This window comes from Oligoflexus tunisiensis (genome assembly GCF_001748245.1).
Classification (GTDB): domain Bacteria; phylum Bdellovibrionota_B; class Oligoflexia; order Oligoflexales; family Oligoflexaceae; genus Oligoflexus; species Oligoflexus tunisiensis.
In genome coordinates, this window is record NZ_BDFO01000001.1 from 1,173,726 (window position 1) to 1,192,800 (window position 19,075).

The window sequence follows — 19,075 nt, forward strand, 5'->3', positions numbered from 1 at the left end:
CATTTTGAAGAAAGAGCTTTTGTTCGTCTTTATTGCTGATTCATCAAAGAATCAATTTTCGATCAGAGTCTAATGGAAGCTTGGCAGAAAAAAATGAATTCGCTATTCCTCGCCTAAGCGATGAGCTCAATGTTGGGGCGATGATTTGGACTTCTCATGTTTTCTCACCAAACGCATTGCAATTCCGCTTGAGGCCCCTCGGGGCCGCAGCCCTTTAGCCAAGCGAACTCAACGGGGACAAGGAATATTTGTTAGCTGGTTTATGCTATATCAAAATAGATAAAGACATTGTTGGTATTGGAGTGAAAGCTACTTGTTGACGAGGCGTCGTATGGCCAATACATTTCTGCTCGTATCCAGTAAGGAGAGCCTTGAAATGAAGAGAAATCAGCTAATTATGCTGACGATTATTGCCGCGACATTCATCGTGTCGAGCTATTGGCAGAGCGTTGTGGGCCTGGAGACGACCCGATCAAATGTGCTGCTATCTTATGCAATCTGGTTTGCCCTCGATATTGTTGCTATCTGGTCAATTTTCGCAATCGGGCGGATTAGGCTACATGAACCGAAACGTTCACCGCTTGAACTTGGCTGGCTCGTTCTTTTTCTTATAGGCGCGTTAGCATTCTGCGCTCTAAGTGCGACTGCGATTGGCAAACTCGCATCAACGTTCAATCCCGAGATAATTACTCAGCTTGAAGCTGTGACACAGCGTCAGGAACTACGGCTTGCGAGCCCATCGTTTTCATTTTACTGGCCACTGACCGTTGCTCCAATTGCCGAGGAACTCATTTACAGGGTGGGTATTCTGGGAGGACTCATGCAGTTTATGAAAAAGTCCTGGGCGATCATTCTATCTTCGATAATTTTTGCTGTAATGCATGCCGGGATCTATCCATCGGCGCTCGTCGCCAGCACTTTTATTTTCGGGCTCGCGGCAGCTGCTACCTATCTCATGTTGGGATTAAGAGCAGCGATCATCCTTCATCTGATCTCCAACAGCCATGTCGTTTGGAGACCATGGGTCAAATCCCATGAATATCTTACGGACGCTTATGTCCTGATAATGATTACAACACTTTTTGTCTTCATCCATCAGCTGATTCGCCACCGAAAGATGGTCTTTGGGTAGCGCGCTGATGATTTCGCTAAGGATTTTATGCATGAGAAACATTTGTCTTTCCCTCCTGTTGGCAACCTCCGCTCATGCCTATGCGGATGACAGCGAAACTGTTGTAGTTACCGGATCCCGTATCCCTCATCAGAGTGTCGGTCCAATCTTCAGCAGCGGTCCTATTGATGAAGGCGACCACGCCTGCGCAGAGCCCAACTGCGGCCATGGCCCCGAAGACCCGAGTGGCGGCGGATATACTTCACACGCCTCCAAACAGCAGAGAAACAAACAGGCTAGACAGAAGGTGCAAGCCAAGAAGCAGGTCGTTGCGCAAGCAATCAAAAATACAAAAAGCCAATCTGAAAAAAGCCTTTGGACAACTTTAACCGAGTGGCTTGCGGACGCCACCATAACCTTCGGAACGACAAGAGAGACAGAAACACCCAGCGGAAAAATCCTGCGCGATACAACCTGCGCGCACGTGGACTTAAGCAAAGAAAAGGGCCCAAATCCCTGCGTGGAAAAAAACATCGACGTAGAGAAGGTTTATAAATCCAACGGACAGCTTACCAACCAACTGCAGTTGTCATTCGTAGTCTATGAATCATGCTATTATGAGAAAAAATGCGGACCGGACTACATCACTTTCATCGCGGCGAACCAGCAAGAGCTGAATTACCTTCTAAATGACGCTCTTGGCGAGAATCACTTCTAAACCAAAACTGATAAATCCCATCCAAAATTGTTGCAGCCAATGAGCATTCACTGTTGGCTGCCTGTAGCTATTGTCTGCAAGACATCATCGGCAGGACCTGTTTGAATTCATCGGATACGTACGAAATAAAAGCCAGCTTCACCCATGAAGACAGATTGTATATTGATCCAGATATTGATTCGCTTATAGTAACCTATAATATTGTGCCAGACATTTTTTCAGATCCTAAGGATGAATACACTGAATTTCATTATCCCACCGACAGTTTGAATCTTTCTCGAGCCAGCGCCGTGCAAGAGATATCTGCCGATTTATCGCTTTTCAGTGATATGGACAAGGTTCGCGAATATATGCAGGGGACATGGGAAGTCTGCTATGAGGACAGGAAGTCAGTATTGACCTTTGATGGAGATCGCTATACGCAGGAGACGACGACCTACTCGAACAGCTCAAACTGCCTCGACTGGTATGCGGTCTATCAACAAACATTGAGTGGAAATTTCGAACTGGTTGGGCACGATGAGGAAGCAGCAAATGGTACCTTCAAAATCAACTGGTTGATGGATGGGTTTCAGCTCACACCACTTTCGAACTCGGTCGCAAGCAGCTGGAATATGGATTCTCTGTGCACTGACGTTGTGTTCTCTGCTTTTACAGCTTCAAGTCTCATGAGCAAAAATTGCAACTTGAACGGCGACGGATATGAGGTGTTCTTGGGTTCTAATCTCTATGATCGCATGGCTGTTTATCCTGATGGTTTAGCTGATTCAGATTTTGATCAGGATGGAGGCGATTCTCCAGAAACCAGACGAACGAAAATCAATTGGAATCTTATTTTCAAAAAGTCTGACTCGCCCTGAATGGGTCAGACGGACGAACTGATTAGCGCTACGCCTACGTCGATGGGAAGCTTAGCTTGTTCAAAGTTAAATAGGAACTTTGATAAAGTTCGCCAACATTCGGGAATCTTTAAATAAACGAAATCTTTTGCAGTAAAATTTAGAGCCTAGCGTCGTTCTTTGGTACTGAACTCCTTTAGGAGAGGCTGGTCATGACAAAAATTTTGTTGTTCATCATATTGGTTATGTGTGTCGCATCCTGCTCAAAAGAGCGCGCGGCAAACCATGTCCAATCTCCTCTTGATCCCCCAAGCGTAACCGCAATTCTACGCACCGATCTATCAGGGAATCGTGAAGTAGCATTCAAAAGTCATAATTCTACCACTGTTGAGATTTGTGGGACTCCGCTGTATCAGTTTCAGGTTTAAGGTGATGACAAGTGGCACCCTGGGGGATTCGAAATGTCTCTCGAATATATCAAAACCAAATGGGGTGAACCCGAAAGCAATATTATCCCTCGCTCTCGTTGGCTTGGCTGAACTTCAGCGGCAATTTATGGGCAAAGATAAGGTTTGGGAAGTATGAAATTATTGATCTTACTCTAAACCTGCTTCAGTATTCGGAGCCTTGGCTACCGAGTGACACAAGCTGGACAGCGAAAGCTGGAAATTCCACGCATTTCATGCCTGGAATTCTTTGGTCCATAACGATGACCAAAGGATCCAATTCCTTCATGCGCGCCAGTGTCGCGAGCGGGTTGTCAAAACGATGGACGGACCCGCTAGCTCCGCCGATTCCTGCATGGACCTCACTCAACAACTTCAAGGAGCTCGAGTCCAGATCTCCTTGAGCTGCGTATAGGCAGGACGAGGATTGCGATTGATATCGACGAGGCCCCACCATTCTTCGTTGAAGACCATATCCGGATAAGGTCCGCCTCCGGGCGCAATACCGCCAATGTCCTGCGCATCAGGCGATCCGTTGCTATCCTTCCACCATTCGTCGTTCCACTCGAAGACCGCGCCTCCGAGAGCTGCATTCGCTCCGGATCGTGCGGAAAGGTTTTGAAGGATCTCTGCGCTCAAGGTCGTTACGGCCTTGGCCTGGGAATTCGTGTCGAGCACGGTACGGTTCACTGCATCCGCTCCATACTCGCCGATATACATGGGCTTTCCGCTGATAGCCTGCCAGTTCTTGAAACGCTCGCCGAATGAGAGCCCACTGTAGATATTCAAACCCCATACATCGATATTGTTGAGCTCAGCCAGGAGCCCTGCGGAGGGAAGTTCCCCGTGCACACTGCTGATGGGATGGGTGGCATCCAGCGAGCGGATCAGATTCGCCGTCTTCTTGATAAGGGACTTGGTACCTTCCAGCCCAATGTCGGCCGCCCCTGAACTATAGAGATGATTGTAGTTCCACTCGTTGCCGAGTTCCCAGAAGAGGGTCGCAGGATGGTCTTTCAATCGTTCAACGACCATGCGTATGCGTTCTTCCGGGGTCGCATAGTAGTTGAGGACGGGTACAATCATCGAAAGTCCATACTTCTGGACGAGATTAAGAACTCTGGGATCAAGGATGGCTTCATAGGTGCGGATTGTATTCGCACCCATCTCACGCATCATTCGCAGATCTCGTTCGATCATCTGCAGGTCCGCATCGCTGGGATTGCGAAACATCAGGCCCTCCGGATGGCGTTGGCCTCGGCGCACGGGATTCCAGCATACGGCTTTCATATTCAACGGCTGACCATTTATCAAAACCTGGCGGCCGGCAATGCGAATGCCTTTCGATGAAGGCGGAGGTTGGGGAGACCCAGGCTTTACTGAAGAATCTGCAGAAGCTTTGATGTCCAGATAATTGAGATTAACCGGACCTTCGAAGACCAGACGCAGCGTCTGTCGGCCTGGACGGATAGGAACCTGATCGAGTTTGCGAGTCACCCAGCTTTCCCAACCGTATTGATAGCCTTCGCCATCGGCGCTGACGTGGCCGCGAACTACACCAGGGGGCATTTCAATGCGAACCTTGGCACCAGGCTGAGCGCTTGCGATGCGCAGATCAATATTGTATGAGCTCTCGCCCGGCTGTGGGTTGATCACAGAATAATCCAGCAGATCGCCGGGCTCAGCCCAGCCGATGGAACAGCCGCAACCGGCGCTGTCACTACAAGTTCCGAGATCCACATCGGGATTGGCTGCCTGAGTGCAGGAGGCAGGACCAGCGTTGCCATCAGAGAGATCAACGGCCGAAGAGAAATTCTCCGCCTCGATATGAGCTGGCAAAGTCACGGCACCGTTTGGTAGGGCTTGCGTCTTGGAATTTTCAGAATCGCTGCAACCGATACCGCCCAGACAGGCCCAGGTCGTGAGAAGGATGATCTTCAGGAATCTATCCCATCCCGAACTCAGCTTCATGATCCATTTCATCATCATTCCATTCCAAAGGTCAGTAGCAAGGTACCGCATGACTATCTCCAGCATCCATAAGGGAAAGCCTCGAATCGAGGCCTAAGCATATCTTATGCCAGAGCATGGTGGACTGGAATGAGATGATGTTTCGCGTGAAGTGCCGGTAAAGTTTACAGCTTTGTCAATTCCTCTGCATAACTCAAAGGGACGGTGTCTCTTCCTCTTGGTTTACAATAATTCGGCTTTGGATTCGTTAAGTCAGCTGAGGGCAGAGGGTTGATAGGTTTGACGAGGCCAGACGTGTTCCTGTTCGCAAAATTATTGCTTACATCATTATATTCCTGCTGTTTTTGTCCTTTGCTGGACGGTCCCCTCGCGCGCAAGCTCAGACAAGTCTGGACGATCGGAGGTCATTAGGCTTGATGACCATGGTACTGACAATATTTGCGAGCTGGAATTTGATAGGTTCAGATTCACGGCCATTTCCAGGGCTTCCAGGACGAGATTCTGAGTCATCCGGGAATCAATGCTCCAACCAACAATCTTTCAGGAATAGGCATCCATCACGGTCGCCAGATAGAGCCATCCCTCGTCGGTCGCAGTATACGTTATGTCGCTTAGCCAAAGTCTATCCGGCCCCGACGGCTTGAAATCCCGGTTTATGACGTTAGGACTCACCGGTAGCTTATGGTTTGAGTCTGTCGTGACTCTGAATTTGTGCTTTGTTTTTGCACGGGTCCCCATTTCCCTCATCAGTCTTTCCATCGCGTTTCACTGCACTGAAATCCCTGTTTAACAAGTTCCTTATGAATTCTGGGACTTCCGTAGTTCCTGCGGCTGTCTTCAAATATGCGCCGAATAGCAGCCTGAATCTTGCTGCGCTCAATCGTTCTGGGTGACAGCGCGCGCTTCATCCAATCGTGAAATCCAAACAATTAGTGGACGTCAGGCGGTCCCTGGCTACTTGACGGCCGAGGAGTTCGAGCGCAAGATCCAGAGCCGAGACCTTGGAAGAAAAGATGACCTGAAGAGGAAAAACCAATGACCAACCGAGAGACTGAAGGACACGAGTTGAGTCTGGAGCGTCTGCTGAACGCACCAAGCGCAAACATATGGCGCTGCTGGACGGAGCCCAGGCTCCTGGAGAAATGGTTTGCACCCCAATCCTGGACAACCGAGGTGAAAACTCTGGATCTGCACCCCGGCGGCAAGTCTCACATCGTCATGCGTGGCCCAAACGGTGAGGAATCTGACGGCGTCGCGGTGTTTTTGGAAGCAGTTCCGGAACGGCGGCTGGTATTCACCAACGCCTATAAGCCGGGTTGGATTCCAGCCGACAAACCCGCGGTCGTTCCCTTCATGACCACGATCATCGAGTTGTTCGAAGAAGGCGGTAGAACCCGCTATGTGGTACGCGCCCTGCATTGGACCGAGGAGGCACGGAAACAGCATGAGGAAAAGGGCTTCCATGAAGGCTGGGCCATGACAACCGGTCAACTCGAAGCTCTCGCCCGGACGCTCTGAACTTAGACCCAAGTCAATCCCGAAGCATATCCTCGCGAGCAAGTCGATGATTGGCACTGATCGCAGCCATCATCCCTGTGTAGGCTGATGTCAGAACGGATTGCCTTGGATCCATCCCATCGCCAGCAATAAAAACATTGGCCACGGAACTCTGAGCTTCCGTATCAACCTCGTAAAAGCCCTGTTCATTGATCCGACAGCCGAGCCTGAGTCCCAGATCGGACTTCGGCTTTTGCGGAGGTCGCAAAAGAATTCCGTGCCTGAAAATTTCCCGGCCATTGTCCAAACGGATCAGAACACCATCCTCTTCACCAAGGAAGGATGCAATCGTCTCTTCGATAATGGGAACTCCACGCCTGGCGAGTGCTTCCGCTTGCTCCGAACTGAAGGCCGACGCCCCTTGCGTGAAGAGAATCAAGTCCTGGCTCAGACCCCGAAGAATCCCCGTCATGGCAAATGCCATCTCACCATTTCCCACGATTCCAAGAGTCTTCCCCTTGAACTCATAACCATGACAGTAGGGACAATGAAAAACAGTTTTCCCAAAAAGTTCAGACAGCCCTGGAATGGGCGGAAGAATATCCTGAACACCATCAGCAAGAATAATCTTGCGTGCGGACACTCGGCTGCCATCGGCCAGGACGCCCTCGAAACCTTCCTCTTTCGGCACGAGATCCGTGACGCTGACATCGCGCAAATGCAGGCTGGGGTAATGAGCAAGATCCGACCGAAACAGACGCCGAAATTCCTCCGGAGGAAGGCCATCCCGGGTCGGAAAATAGTGCATGTGCGCGGCCGGACGATTCCGCGGCCTTCCATCATCGCAAACCAGGGCCGTGCGTCCGGCCCGTCCCAGCATTTGTGCACTCTGGAGCCCGGCAGGGCCGCCTCCTACGATCAGAACATCATAATCAAATTTCATGGTGCTTCTCTTTCAAATGGATTTTCCACCCCACTTCTGCCTACTGTATCGGCTGGGCATTCCGTTGGGAATTCCTGAATTGGGATAAATATTGATACCCAAAAGGTATCAATGCTGGGAAAGGCCATCTGATGGAAATCAGTGAACTCAAAGCCTTTATCGCGGTGGCCGAAGAGTTGAATTTTCGTAAAGCCGCGGATCGCCTCGCCATGTCCCAGCCACCTTTGACGCGCACCATCGCGAGGCTGGAAGATCACCTGGGCGTGGAACTCTTTGTGCGTACAACGCGCCGCGTTACGATCACACCAGCCGGCGTCGCCCTCCTCAAGGAGGCTCGTGAAATCCTGGCGAAAATGATGGAGGCCGAGCAGAACGTACGGGGGATCGGCAGGTTAAGGCGGGCGGAATTGCAGCTCGGCTTCACCATGATGGCCCTCTATTCCAGCCTGCCTTCGCTGGTGTGGACGTATCGGGAGCTTGGCTCAGGCGTCAAGGTCGAGCTGGCCACACATCCCTTGTCCAGACTGCTGACCGAGCTCAACCACGGCCGCGTGGATATGATTTTCTGCGAGGGTCCGGTGGATGCGACGGCCTATGAAACCATGCAGCTGGCCTCCGAGGAGCTTGGCGTTCTCCTTCCCCTGACGCATCCCTTGTCCCAACGCAGGAGTTTGCACCTTTCCGATCTAACAGACGCAACCTTTATCCTGCATCCACGGGCGGAAGCGCCACGGTTTCACGATTCCGTGAAAGCCTTTTTGGATCAACACCAGGGGGACGTGCGGGTGAGAATTCGCAAAAGGGGCGAGTCGTGCCCCGCCCTGGTCGCAACCGGCAAGGGGATTTTGCTGGCGGCTCGATCCATGACAGGATTCAGCGCACCGGGTACACGCTTTATTCCTCTCAAAAATCCCGCACCCAGGGTCGGAATTTACGCTGTCTGGAGACGGGAACGGCCGTCCCTCCCCCTCCTATCTTTTATTGGCTTTCTTAAAGAACAATCGGTTATTAAGGAAACATGCTCGGGCTGTCTCATGGGATTCAGTGCCGGGACAAAGAGCTGAAACGGAGAAGACCCATGAAGCGACGCGAATTCCTGGAATGGATCGCTCTGTCGGCAGTCTCAGCGGTGCTCGTGCCGTACTCAGGCGCCACGGTGGCTGCAGAAGACAAACCGCTCACCAGGAAAATCCCTTCGACGGGCGCCATGCTTCCGCTCATCGGCATGGGAACCTGGATCACCTTCAATGTGGGCAACAGCGAAAGACTGCGGAATACGCGCACGGACGTGCTGCGGGAATTTTTTAAATGGGGCGGCGGGCTCATCGATTCCTCCCCCATGTACGGATCTTCGGAGGAGGTGGTCGGTTACGGCCTTGCGAAACTGAACTTTCCTCCAACGCTTTTTTCCGCGACCAAGGTGTGGACCTCATCCGTTACCGAAGGTCTGGAGCAGATTCAGGAGTCCAAAAAACTCTGGAAGCTCAAGAAATTTGATTTGCTCCAGGTGCATAATCTGGATGGCTGGGAAGGTCATCTGAAGACACTTTTCAAAATGAAAGAGTCGGGTGCGCTCGGCCACGTGGGAGTCACGACGTCCCATGGCCGCCGGCATGATGAGCTCGAGAGGATCATGCGCACCCAGCCTCTCGACTTCGTTCAACTCACCTACAATATCAGGGATCGGGCTGTCGAATCCCGACTGCTGGGGCTGGCCCAGGATAGAGGCATCGCGGTGATCGCCAATCGTCCGCTGGATGGTGGCGACCTCATCCGCCGTGTGCAGGGAAAACCCTTGCCTCCCTGGGCTCGTGAGATTGATTGCCAGAATTGGCCCCAGTTCCTTCTGAAGTTTATTGTTTCGCATCCCGCGATCACCTGTGCCATCCCCGCGACGCGCGTGGTTACACACATGCGCGAAAACATGGGCGCAGGACGAGGCCGACTGCCGGACGCCGCCACGCGTGTGAAGATGATCCAGTATATGGCGAGCCTGTGATGGGGGAGTGGAGCACATACAGGATCACGGACTTTATCCTGTTCTCGAAGGAAATCCTGTTCGAAGTTTTTGCCGCTTATAATCACGATTTTTGGCCCTGGCAGCTTCTGTGGCTGGCTCTCGCCTTTGTGATCCTGGGCCTTCTGTTTTTTCGTACCAGACATCGATCCCGGATTATATCCGGTATCATGGCAGCGGCCTGGGCTTGGGTCGGTCTGATCTTCCACCTGAAATATTTTCAGCCCATCAACTGGGCGGCGCGATCCTTCGCTTGGCTCTTTCTCGCCGAGTCTCTGCTGATTTTTTTCTGTGGGGTCATCCTCGGAAAACTGGAACCTGGGACTGCATCGGGGATCAGGCAACTGGTTGGAGTGGGGCTCTATGTTTTAGCGGCATTCATTCCCATCGAACTGATGTTCGGGCAGAGTCCAGACCAGATTCTGATTTTCGGATGGGGACCTGAGCGGACAGCGTTAGGCACCATCGGGCTCTTGTTGACGGGTCGGCCCGGGGCGCTGAATCTGATTCTGATGATAGTGCCGCTGATCTGGTGCCTCATCGCTTCGCTGGTGTATTACGGGCTTGCCGGAGTCACGTAATTCTTGAGAATGAGCTGGTACGTCAGACGGTATGATTTGGTCAATTCAAGCGTAAAAACGTGACTTAAATAAGCTGGGTTGAGTTTAAGAATCGAATTCCCTGCTAAATTGACGTCTGGCGCCCTATCCTTGAAACTATTATCCTACATGCGTTGTCAACTGACGGTTGAGTCATGGGAACTGTCCTCGCCTACATCTTTACGGCCCTTCTCATTCTGCCCCTTCACACATTAAGTTATGTGAAGACGGTAATTCATGTCGCGCTGCATGATGTCGAACCTGAGGACCATGAGCACCATCATGATACAGAGCATTCCCATGGTGAAAATGGCCACGATCATGAGCGCCATGCTGATCACTCTCCCCCTGAATCAGCCCAAGGAAAAGGTCATAGCCATCGGCATGCTCCGAATCAACCGGCGCATAGTCATGACATGGATATTTGGGGACTGTTTTCAAACCCAGGAGTCTGCACGCAAGTATCTCTTGCCAGTCTCCCCGACTCAATACCCTTGAATATGCCTGTGTTTGAAGTGCATCCCACAATTTCCGACCCCTTCTCAGGCAGCCTTTTGCGGCCTCCCATCGCATGAATTCATAACACTGAAACCCCATCCTACAACTGAACAACTGCGATAGCGGACTCTGTGTCTGCACGCATGCTATTGGATGCTTCCCAGGCTTTCGGAGAAGTTGATGCTCAATGCTATTATTCGTTATTCCCTGAATCATCGGCTGACGATTCTGGGGTTGCTTCTGGCCATCTGCACCTATGGGTTTATCGTGGCCGGAAAGCTGCCCGTTGATGTCCTGCCCAACCTCAACCGGCCAACCGTGTCGGTTATTGCGGAGGCACACGGCCTGGCTCCTGAGGAGGTCGAGTCGCTCGTTACCATTCCCATAGAGTCGGTTTTGAACGGTGCCCCGGGCGTACTTCGTGTTCGATCCTCAAGCGGAATAGGAATTTCCATATCCTACGTGGAATTCGATTGGGGCACTGGGATCTTCCAGAACCGCCAGCTGATAGCGGAGCGTCTTCAATTGCTCCAGGGAAGACTCCCTCCCGGCATCGTGCCGGTCATGGGGCCGGTGACCTCCATCATGGGTGAAATCCAGTTTGTAGGGCTCATGACCACGGATGAAAAGGTCTCTCCGATGGACTTGCGTTCTTATGCTGACTGGACTCTACGCCCGCAGCTTATGACCATTCCAGGCATCAGCCAGGTTATAGTCATGGGCGGACAGGTCAAGCAGTATCAGATTCTCGTCTCCAGCCAGGCTCTTCAGAAACGGAGTATTTCCCTCGAAGAATTCAAGGAATCGGTTCGCCAGATGAGCGAGAACACGACGGGTGGCTTTCTCGATATTGGGGAGAAGGAGTATCTCATCAGGCCCCTTGGGCGCGTCAGTTCGCTGGACGATATCAGGGACTCGGTCATTGGAATGCATCTAGGACAGCCGGTCTTTATCAAGGATGTGGCGGAAGTCAAACTTGGACCGAAGACAAGGCGGGGGGAAGGCAGCATCAATGGCAAGCATTCCGTCATCCTTACGATTCAAAAGCAGCCAAATGCCAGCACGATCGACCTGACTCAGGAAATTGATAAAAAACTGGATGAGATGGCACCGACCATTCCAGCCGGAATGAAGCTGGAAAAGAATCTTTTTCGGCAGGCGCATTTCATCGAAACGGCGATAAACAATGTGAAGGAAGCGCTCAGAGACGGAATCATCATGGTGGCCATCATCCTTTTCCTCTTCCTTCTCAATGTGCGCACCACAGCCATTACGCTTGTCGCCATCCCTGTATCACTGCTCATGACGGCCATCGTTTTTCACCTGGTTGGTCTTGGGGTCAATACCATGACTCTTGGCGGTCTGGCGGTTGCCATCGGGGAGCTGGTGGATGACGCCATCGTTGATGTGGAGAATGTCTTCCGAAGGTTACGGGAAAACAGACTGTCTCCCAATCCTCGTAGCCCTCTTCGAGTTATCTACGAGGCTTCATCCGAGGTCAGGAATTCGATCGTTATCTCAACCGTCATCGTCTGTCTGGTATTCCTTCCCCTCTTTTCACTCGGGGGTATCGAGGGCCGACTCTTCGTGCCGCTGGGAATCGCCTATATTATATCGATTCTCGCTTCGCTGGGGTTTTCGCTGACGATTACGCCGGTCTTGTGTTCCTATTTACTGCCTCAGTCCAAAGCAATCGCTCATACGGAAGACGGCTTTTTCGTTCGGATGCTGAAGAATGGAGCCCGCCGAGTCGTGCTTTTTACGATGCCCAAGCCATGGCTGGTGTTTGGCCTGTCCATTGGCCTTTTGATCTTTGCTCTGAGCCTTCTTCCCAGGATGGGGCACAATTTCCTTCCGAGTTTCAATGAAGGAACGGCAACCATCGGTGTGGCCGGTGCGCCTGGCATATCCCTGGCTGCCTCCGACCAGCTGGGGATCAAAATCGAGGAAGCCATCCTTTCCGTTCCCGAAGTCGCCTCGACGGTGAGACGCACAGGCCGTGCTGAGATGGATGAACACGCTGAAGGCGCTCACTGGCACGAGATCGATGTCGATTTCAAAAGCGAGGGCCGCCCGCGGCCCGTTGTCCTTAAGGAAATCCGCGAAAAAATCGAAGCCACTGGCGACGTATACGTGAATCTCGGCCAGCCCATAGGCCACCGCCTGGATCATCTTCTTTCCGGAGTCCGCGCTCAGATTGCTGTGAAAATATTTGGGCCCGAGCTCAGTGAACTGAGGCGACTTGGTGGCGAGACGTTTGGTCTTCTCGAAACCATCCCTGGAATCGTTGATTTGCAGGTGGAGCCTTTGGTGCTTATCCCGCAGCTGAAGATTGCCCTGGATCGGGAGGAGGCTGGAAGGTTTGGTATCAAATCCGGTGCGTTGGCAGAGGATCTTGAAATTGCCCTGAACGGAGAATCTGCCGGGCAGTTTATCGACGGCCAGAGAATCCACGATATTTTCATGCGGCTCGATGATGAATCCCGCTCCACCCCGGAAAGTATTGGCTCGACACTCATCAAGGTCCTTCCCAGCGGATTGGGAGTCAAACTTGACGACGTGGCGAAGGTTTACCAGGGCAGTGGGCCCAATATGATCAATCGCGAGGACATGCAGCGACGCCTTGTGGTGTCGGCTAATACGGAGGGAAGGGACCTTGGTACCGCTGTCTGCGAAATTCAAGAGAAGCTGGCGAACGGACTCAAACTGCCGGAAGGCTACTTTATCAAGCTGGGAGGTCAGTTTGAGAGTCAGCAGCAGGCTTCCAGAAGAATCGCCGTCCTCGGGCTTCTGTCGCTTCTGGGAATCCTTGGAGTGCTCTACCTGCACTTTCGTTCCTGGGCTCTCAGTTTCCAGGTCATGCTGAATGTGCCTTTGGCCTTGATCGGAAGTGTCTTCGCCATCTATATGACCGAACGCGTTCTTTCGGTCGCAACGCTTATAGCCTTTATTACTCTATGCGGGATCGCATCACGAAATGGCATTTTGATGGTCAGTCACTACCTTCACCTCATGCAGGAGGAAGGTGAAAAATTTGGAAAAGAGATGATTCTAAGAGGAACCCTGGAACGGCTTGTGCCCGTTCTCATGACAGCATCCACGGCAGCTCTTGCGTTGATTCCACTTCTTTTGGCAGCTGGCGAGCCGGGCAAGGAGATTCTTCATCCTGTGGCCGTCGTCATTGTAGGGGGCCTCGTGTCATCCACCTTCCTTGATTTGATCGTGACTCCGACGGCCTTTTGCCTTTTCGGTCGGAAGGCTTCTGAGCAATATCTTCGTTTTCAAGCGAACAAAGGAGAACTCGTATGAAATTGAGAGCGTTTCTAGTAGCAACCTGCCTCGTAACCAGCATCCCAGCCTTCTCTCATGACGAAGGTCATGGCCCCAAACTTTCCGATACTGGAAAATTCGGAGGCCTGGTCTCGGCCGTTGTCGAGAAAAAAGAGGCCAACCTTGGTCCAAAGGCGAAGCTGCATTACAAGGCGGAACTGGTCCGCACGCCGGACGGCAAGGTTCAGGTCTATGTCTATGATTCCAACATGAAGCCGGTCGATGCCAGCACCTGGGAAAAAAAGGCAAAGGTGACGATGGCGACCGAAAAGAAAGGCAAGTGGCAATCCAAGGCCTTTGACATCACCTATGACGGCAAGGCCTTCTCGGGTCAAATGCCTGCGGTCATCGGTAAGCCATTCAACCTCGATTTTGTTTTCAAGACCAAGGACAAGGAACTCCTGTCGGCGTTCGATAATCTTGACTAAGAGGGACCTTTAGATGAAGCCATGGGCATCACTACTCATATGCGTATTTCTGCCAGCGACTCTGGCTGCCAGGGAGACCGTACTTTTGAAGTACGATGATCTTCCGAAGCTCATTCAGAAAAATAGCAAGGACGTAAGAGCTGCAGAGCTTCTGATGGAAGCTTCCGCCGCGAGACAGGGTTATCAGGCTCGGGCACGGTATCCGCGCTTGGATCTGGAATCCGGTCTTCGGGGCGTCAGAGAAATCGATGGCAGTGGAGGCAGAGCTCCATTCTTCAAGCTTGAAGGGAGCGTGAATCTCTATCGGGGGAGTCGTGATGCCCTTAAGGATACCCTTCAGGAAAAAGAAACAGCGATCCGTAAGGAAGAGACTCAGCTGGTTCTGAGGAACCAGCTGAGTCTCGCCCGAGCGCTCTTTGTGAAGCTGGCTTCGATCCAGGAGCTGAAGAAGGCCTGGTCTGAGGCCATGAGAATCGCACAGGAAAAGAAAAAGTCAGCCCGAATGAAATTCAAATCAGGGGTCACGACCAATACAGACCTTCTCGAGTTCGAACTCCACGAATCTTCCCTAAAAAGGGAAAAGCGCAACCTTGACAAGGAGGAACATGAGCTGTCGAACAAACTTCGCATTCTCGTGGGATTAGCTGATAATGCTGACATTTCGCTCGACAGGAGGTTTCCTCACCCGCCCGAACCCAAGGAGGGTAAATATAAGCTTTCAGCGGATGCTCACCCCGCTGTACGAAGACTCGCCCTGCAGACGGATCAGGCCCAGACTATTGCCCGTTCAGGAGTGAGCAAATGGGCTCCTGATGTCAATCTCTTCGCGAGTTATGAGGAATACCTGGAAGGCGACAAGGATGTCCCCGGTTCATTACCCAGGAGGGATTTTTCCACCGGTATCAGGGTCAGCGTCCCGCTCGGTGATAACCTGACAGCACAGAATGAGGCCTTTGCAAAAGGGCTGGAAGCCTCGGCTTATGAGCTTCAGAAACAGCAAAACGCAAGGCAGATCGAGGCAGTCTATCATGAGCACATGCATGATATGAGGGTCATCCACGAGCTCATTCATAGTTCTGAAGAGCAGCTGCAGAAAGCCAGAAAGTATCTGAAGCAGACCAGTGATGAGTATGAGCGGGGCGTTAAGAACGGTCCTGATGTGCTGGAAGCCAGCCGGACCTTATACCGGACGCAGGTGGAGAACATTCAGCTTGTCTTTGACTATTACCTCGCCGAGGTTGGCTTGACAAGCTTGACCCAGCAATAATTGAGTTGGGATGGTCGGTTGATCCGAGTGAGCCGGCCTTGGCCTGACCACGTATTGGGAAAAATGGCGTCTGCTCAGTTGCATTCGCTTGCCTCGCTAGGATTCTCCTCAAACACAGCCGCTTGATTTTCCCGTTTCCATACTTGAGAAAAATTAAGTACTGAGTCGTTTCTTCTTCCAGATGAAATAGACAACCGGATAAACCAGAAGCTCGAGCGCGAAGCTGGACACCAGGCCGCCCACCATCGGCGCGGCGATCCGCTTCATGACATCGCTTCCCGCTCCCATGGACCACATGATGGGAATAAGACCAAAGAATGCAGCCATGACAGTCATCATTTTAGGACGAATTCTTTTCACGGCTCCATAAACGATAGCGTCGGTCAGATCCTGACGGGTTCGCATCTGACCCGCTTTCACCTTTTCTTCAAAAGCCATGTCAAGGTAAAGCAACATGAAGACCCCAGTTTCGGCGTCCAGGCCCATCAGAGCGATCATGCCCACCCAGACCGCAATTGAAAGATTGTAGTCGAGAAAATAGAGCAGCCAGACAGCTCCAATAAGGGAAAATGGAACCGCCAGCATAACGATACCGGTTTTGATCCAGGATCGGGTGTTCATATAAAGCAGCATGGCGATCAGAAAGACGGTAAGCGGCACGACGAGTTTCAAACGCTCCTTGACGCGAAGCATATTCTCAAACTGACCGCTCCAGCTGAGACTGTAACCTTGGGGAAGAGAAACCTGACTTGCAATGAGATTCCTGGCTTCCTCAACATATCCTCCAACATCCCGGTTTTCAATGTCCACGTATACGAAGCCAGCACGCATGCCATTTTCGTTGCGAATCATGGCCGGACCTTCGACCATTTTTATTTCAGCCAGCTGAGCCATAGGAATAGGCAACCCTTGAGGAGTCGGTACAAGAACCCGTTTGATGCCTTCGAGGTCTTCCCGAAATTCACGGGCATAGCGAACATTGATAGGATATCGCTCCAATCCCTGCACCGTGTAAGAAACGTTCTCTCCACCAATGGCGGAAGCAACGATCATCTGGGCTTCTTCCATGGCAATGCCGTAACGGGCCAACTCATCACGGTTGAAGACGATATCCAGGTAGTAGCCACCGGACGTGCGTTCCGCGTAGACCGTACGGGTGCCCGGTATTGTCTGAATTTTTGCTTCAATCTGCTCACTGATTTTTTGAATCACGGTAACATCAGGTCCCAGGACTTTGATCCCCACTGGAGTCCGAATTCCTGTGGAGAGCATATCGATGCGATTCTTGATCGGCATGGTCCATATGTTAGGAAAACCTGCAAACTTGAGCTTTTCGTTCATTGCATTTTGAAGCTCTTCAAAGGTCCTGTGCTGCGGCTGCTGCCACGTGAAGAGTGGATGTAAAAAGCCCGGTAACGCCGAATACCAGCGCTCGACTGTCGGCCATGCTTCCTTGGGTTTTAAGACGATGGTTGTTTCCACCATCGAAAAGGGAGCCGGATCGGTGGACGTGTCAGCCCGTCCAGCCTTGCCGTAAACAGTGGCCACTTCCTCGAACGACTTGATGATGGCGTCCTGCTTCTGCAGCATTCTTTTGGCTTCGGCCACGGACATCCCAGGCAAGGTGGTGGGCATATAGAGATAGGCCCCCTCATTGAGGGGAGGCATGAATTCAGAACCAAGGCGCATATAGACGGGTATGGTCAGCAGCATGAGAAGGGCTGCACCCGCCAGAGTTAATTTTGCGTGCTTCAGCACGAAATGAACGACAGGCTCATAAATTCTGAAAAGCACACGGCTGATGGGATGCTTTTCTTCTGGATAATAGGTCCCAACGGCCACCTGACTCGCCACTTTCGAAGCCCAACGGGGTTTGAACCGAAAGGGCTCCATGCGGGAAAACATCATGCGCAGAGCTGGATCCAGCGTCAAGGCCAGGAGAGCCGCAAGAGCCATGGTCATGGTTTTGGACACAGCAAGGGGTTTGAAGAGACGACCTTCCTGGTCGACCAATGTAAAAATGGGCAGAAAAGAAACCGTGATGACCAGGAGCGAAAAGAAGACGGATGGTCCCACTTCTTTCAGAGCATTCAAGCGAACTTCATGAAAGTCCCCTTGCCGGCCTCCAGCGATCCATTGCTCCAGCTTTTTATAGGCGTTTTCCACTTCAACGATGGCGCCATCCACCAGGACGCCAATTGAGATCGCAATACCTGACAGCGACATGATGTTTGTGGTAATTCCCATAAAATAGAGAGGAATAAACGCCAAAAGGATTGATACGGGAATCGTAATAATAGGAACGATGGCTGAGGGGAGGTGCCATAGGAAGACCAGTATGACCAGGCAAACAATGAGGATTTCAGCCGTAAGTTTACTTTTCAGCGAGTCGATGGCTCGCTCAATCAGGTCCGAACGGTCATAGACCGGAATGATCTTCACTCCCTGAGGCAGGCTTGGGGCGAGCTCGTCAAGCTTCCTTTTAACGGAATGGATGACATTCAGGGCGTTCTCCCCCTGTCGCATCACGATAATTCCGCCGGGAGCATCACCCCAGCCGTTCAAGTCAGTGACACCGCGCCGCATATCGGGACCAATCTCAACCCGACCCAGGTGCTGAACGAGGACAGGAACGCCCGTTTTAGGATCAGTTTTTACGACTGTCTTCTCGATATCCTCAATATTCTTGATATAGCCGCGGCCACGGACCATGTATTCTATCCCGGAGAATTCAAGGACACGCCCTCCGGTATCATTGTTGGACTGTTTAATCGCTTTCACGAGATCCAGGAGCGTGACATTGTAAGCCGTGAGCTTATTGGGGTCGACGTTAACTTGATACTGTTTGACAAACCCGCCGACCGAAGCAACCTCCGCAACCCCAGGAAGACTTTGCAAGTGAAACTTCAGCTGCCAATCCTGAATGGAACGCAGTTCGGCAAGGTTCAGACTTTGGCTCTCATCGATCAGCGCATACTGATAGACCCAGCCGACGCTGGTGGCATCAGGCCCTATGGAAGTCTGGACCCCTTGAGGCAAATTTGGAGTTACCTTGCTGAGGTACTCGAGCACACGGCTTCTGGCCCAATAGAGGTCGGTACCATCCTCGAAAATAACGTAAACATACGAGAAGCCAAAGTCCGATATGCCCCGCACTGTCTTGACATGCGGAGTGCCGAGCAAGGCCGTAACAATAGGGTAGGTGACCTGGTCTTCGACAATATCGGGCGATCGATCCCATTTGGAATAAATAATAACCTGAGTGTCCGAAAGATCGGGTATGGCGTCCAGAGGCTGACGCTTCAAAGTCCACAGCGCAGCCATCAAAGCCACCGCTGTCAGGACCAGGACGAAAAATTTGTTCCGGGCGCTGAATTCTATTATTTTTTCGATCAAGTGCCTTCCCCCGGT

At 51.8% G+C, this 19,075-nt stretch carries 15 protein-coding genes; 11 read left to right on the forward strand and 4 right to left on the reverse strand.

The window, feature by feature from the left end; translation table 11 throughout:
- The first annotated feature begins 376 nt into the window (after positions 1–376).
- The 3 genes from OLTU_RS05185 (at position 377) to OLTU_RS05195 (ending at position 2,689) form a co-directional block, all read left to right on the forward strand.
- Positions 377–1,132, forward strand: a complete 756-nt coding sequence (locus OLTU_RS05185) for a CPBP family intramembrane glutamic endopeptidase (protein ID WP_176736343.1) — start codon at positions 377–379, stop codon at positions 1,130–1,132.
- Between the two features lie 31 nt (positions 1,133–1,163).
- Positions 1,164–1,829 (forward strand): hypothetical protein, encoded by a 666-nt coding sequence (locus OLTU_RS05190; protein ID WP_141731694.1) that lies wholly within the window; start codon positions 1,164–1,166, stop codon positions 1,827–1,829.
- Between the two features lie 101 nt (positions 1,830–1,930).
- Positions 1,931–2,689: a hypothetical protein gene (locus tag OLTU_RS05195; RefSeq protein ID WP_218109848.1), complete on the forward strand. Its 759-nt coding sequence runs from the start codon at positions 1,931–1,933 to the stop codon at positions 2,687–2,689.
- An 800-nt stretch (positions 2,690–3,489) separates the two neighbouring features.
- Here the strand turns inward: OLTU_RS05195 and OLTU_RS05200 are convergent.
- Both OLTU_RS05200 and OLTU_RS33120 read right to left on the reverse strand, forming a co-directional pair.
- Entirely contained in the window at positions 3,490–5,136 is a 1,647-nt protein-coding gene (locus tag OLTU_RS05200; protein WP_176736344.1) for a glycoside hydrolase family 2 TIM barrel-domain containing protein, read from the reverse strand.
- Between the two features lie 695 nt (positions 5,137–5,831).
- Complete coding sequence (locus OLTU_RS33120) at positions 5,832–5,993, reverse strand: IS3 family transposase (protein ID WP_141731697.1); 162 nt, start codon at positions 5,991–5,993, stop codon at positions 5,832–5,834.
- Positions 5,994–6,120: 127 nt separating this feature from the next.
- On the opposite strand from OLTU_RS33120, the gene OLTU_RS05210 reads away from it, so the two are divergent.
- Complete coding sequence (locus tag OLTU_RS05210) at positions 6,121–6,603, forward strand: SRPBCC family protein (protein WP_141731698.1); 483 nt, start codon at positions 6,121–6,123, stop codon at positions 6,601–6,603.
- A 13-nt stretch (positions 6,604–6,616) separates the two neighbouring features.
- On the opposite strand, the gene OLTU_RS05215 is transcribed toward OLTU_RS05210, so the two are convergent.
- On the reverse strand, positions 6,617–7,525 hold the full coding sequence (locus OLTU_RS05215) for an NAD(P)/FAD-dependent oxidoreductase (RefSeq protein ID WP_141731699.1): 909 nt from the start codon (positions 7,523–7,525) through the stop codon (positions 6,617–6,619).
- A 131-nt stretch (positions 7,526–7,656) separates the two neighbouring features.
- Between OLTU_RS05215 and OLTU_RS05220 the strand changes: the two genes are divergently transcribed.
- The 7 genes from OLTU_RS05220 (at position 7,657) to OLTU_RS05250 (ending at position 15,664) form a co-directional block, all read left to right on the forward strand.
- The gene (locus OLTU_RS05220; protein WP_141731700.1) at positions 7,657–8,589 is read left to right on the forward strand and encodes a LysR family transcriptional regulator; all 933 of its coding nucleotides are present in this window, start codon (positions 7,657–7,659) and stop codon (positions 8,587–8,589) included.
- Complete coding sequence (locus OLTU_RS05225; RefSeq protein ID WP_141736744.1) at positions 8,586–9,524, forward strand: aldo/keto reductase; 939 nt, start codon at positions 8,586–8,588, stop codon at positions 9,522–9,524. Before OLTU_RS05220 ends, OLTU_RS05225 begins: the two co-directional genes overlap by 4 nt.
- Entirely contained in the window at positions 9,524–10,123 is a 600-nt protein-coding gene (locus OLTU_RS05230) for a DUF6064 family protein (protein ID WP_141731701.1), read from the forward strand. The genes OLTU_RS05225 and OLTU_RS05230 overlap by 1 nt, the downstream gene beginning before the upstream one ends.
- Before the next feature lie 300 nt (positions 10,124–10,423).
- Entirely contained in the window at positions 10,424–10,639 is a 216-nt protein-coding gene (locus tag OLTU_RS05235) for a hypothetical protein (RefSeq protein WP_141731702.1), read from the forward strand.
- Between the two features lie 180 nt (positions 10,640–10,819).
- Positions 10,820–13,948, forward strand: a complete 3,129-nt coding sequence (locus OLTU_RS05240; protein WP_141731703.1) for an efflux RND transporter permease subunit — start codon at positions 10,820–10,822, stop codon at positions 13,946–13,948.
- Positions 13,945–14,397 carry a hypothetical protein gene (locus OLTU_RS05245; protein WP_141731704.1) on the forward strand — a complete coding sequence of 151 codons (453 nt, stop codon included), beginning with the start codon at positions 13,945–13,947 and terminating at the stop codon, positions 14,395–14,397. Before OLTU_RS05240 ends, OLTU_RS05245 begins: the two co-directional genes overlap by 4 nt.
- Positions 14,398–14,482: 85 nt before the next feature.
- Positions 14,483–15,664 carry a TolC family protein gene (locus OLTU_RS05250; protein ID WP_176736345.1) on the forward strand — a complete coding sequence of 394 codons (1,182 nt, stop codon included), beginning with the start codon at positions 14,483–14,485 and terminating at the stop codon, positions 15,662–15,664.
- A 153-nt stretch (positions 15,665–15,817) separates the two neighbouring features.
- Here OLTU_RS05250 and OLTU_RS05255 read toward each other — a convergent pair whose 3' ends face one another.
- A complete protein-coding gene (locus OLTU_RS05255; RefSeq protein ID WP_141731706.1) occupies positions 15,818–19,060 on the reverse strand; it encodes an efflux RND transporter permease subunit in 3,243 nt (1,080 codons plus the stop codon).
- Positions 19,061–19,075: the final 15 nt, after the last annotated feature.

Bases quoted from the DNA above. Each gene is read 5' to 3' on its own strand.
- OLTU_RS05185 (WP_176736343.1), top strand. From the start codon at position 377: ATGAAGAGAAATCAGCTAATTATGCTGACGATTATTGCCGCGACATTC.
- OLTU_RS05190 (WP_141731694.1), top strand. From the start codon at position 1,164: ATGAGAAACATTTGTCTTTCCCTCCTGTTGGCAACCTCCGCTCATGCC.
- OLTU_RS05200 (WP_176736344.1), bottom strand. From the start codon at position 5,136: ATGCGGTACCTTGCTACTGACCTTTGGAATGGAATGATGATGAAATGG.
- OLTU_RS33120 (WP_141731697.1), bottom strand. From the start codon at position 5,993: ATGAAGCGCGCGCTGTCACCCAGAACGATTGAGCGCAGCAAGATTCAG.
- OLTU_RS05210 (WP_141731698.1), top strand. From the start codon at position 6,121: ATGACCAACCGAGAGACTGAAGGACACGAGTTGAGTCTGGAGCGTCTG.
- OLTU_RS05215 (WP_141731699.1), bottom strand. From the start codon at position 7,525: ATGAAATTTGATTATGATGTTCTGATCGTAGGAGGCGGCCCTGCCGGG.
- OLTU_RS05220 (WP_141731700.1), top strand. From the start codon at position 7,657: ATGGAAATCAGTGAACTCAAAGCCTTTATCGCGGTGGCCGAAGAGTTG.
- OLTU_RS05230 (WP_141731701.1), top strand. From the start codon at position 9,524: ATGGGGGAGTGGAGCACATACAGGATCACGGACTTTATCCTGTTCTCG.
- OLTU_RS05235 (WP_141731702.1), top strand. From the start codon at position 10,424: ATGATACAGAGCATTCCCATGGTGAAAATGGCCACGATCATGAGCGCC.
- OLTU_RS05240 (WP_141731703.1), top strand. From the start codon at position 10,820: ATGCTCAATGCTATTATTCGTTATTCCCTGAATCATCGGCTGACGATT.
- OLTU_RS05245 (WP_141731704.1), top strand. From the start codon at position 13,945: ATGAAATTGAGAGCGTTTCTAGTAGCAACCTGCCTCGTAACCAGCATC.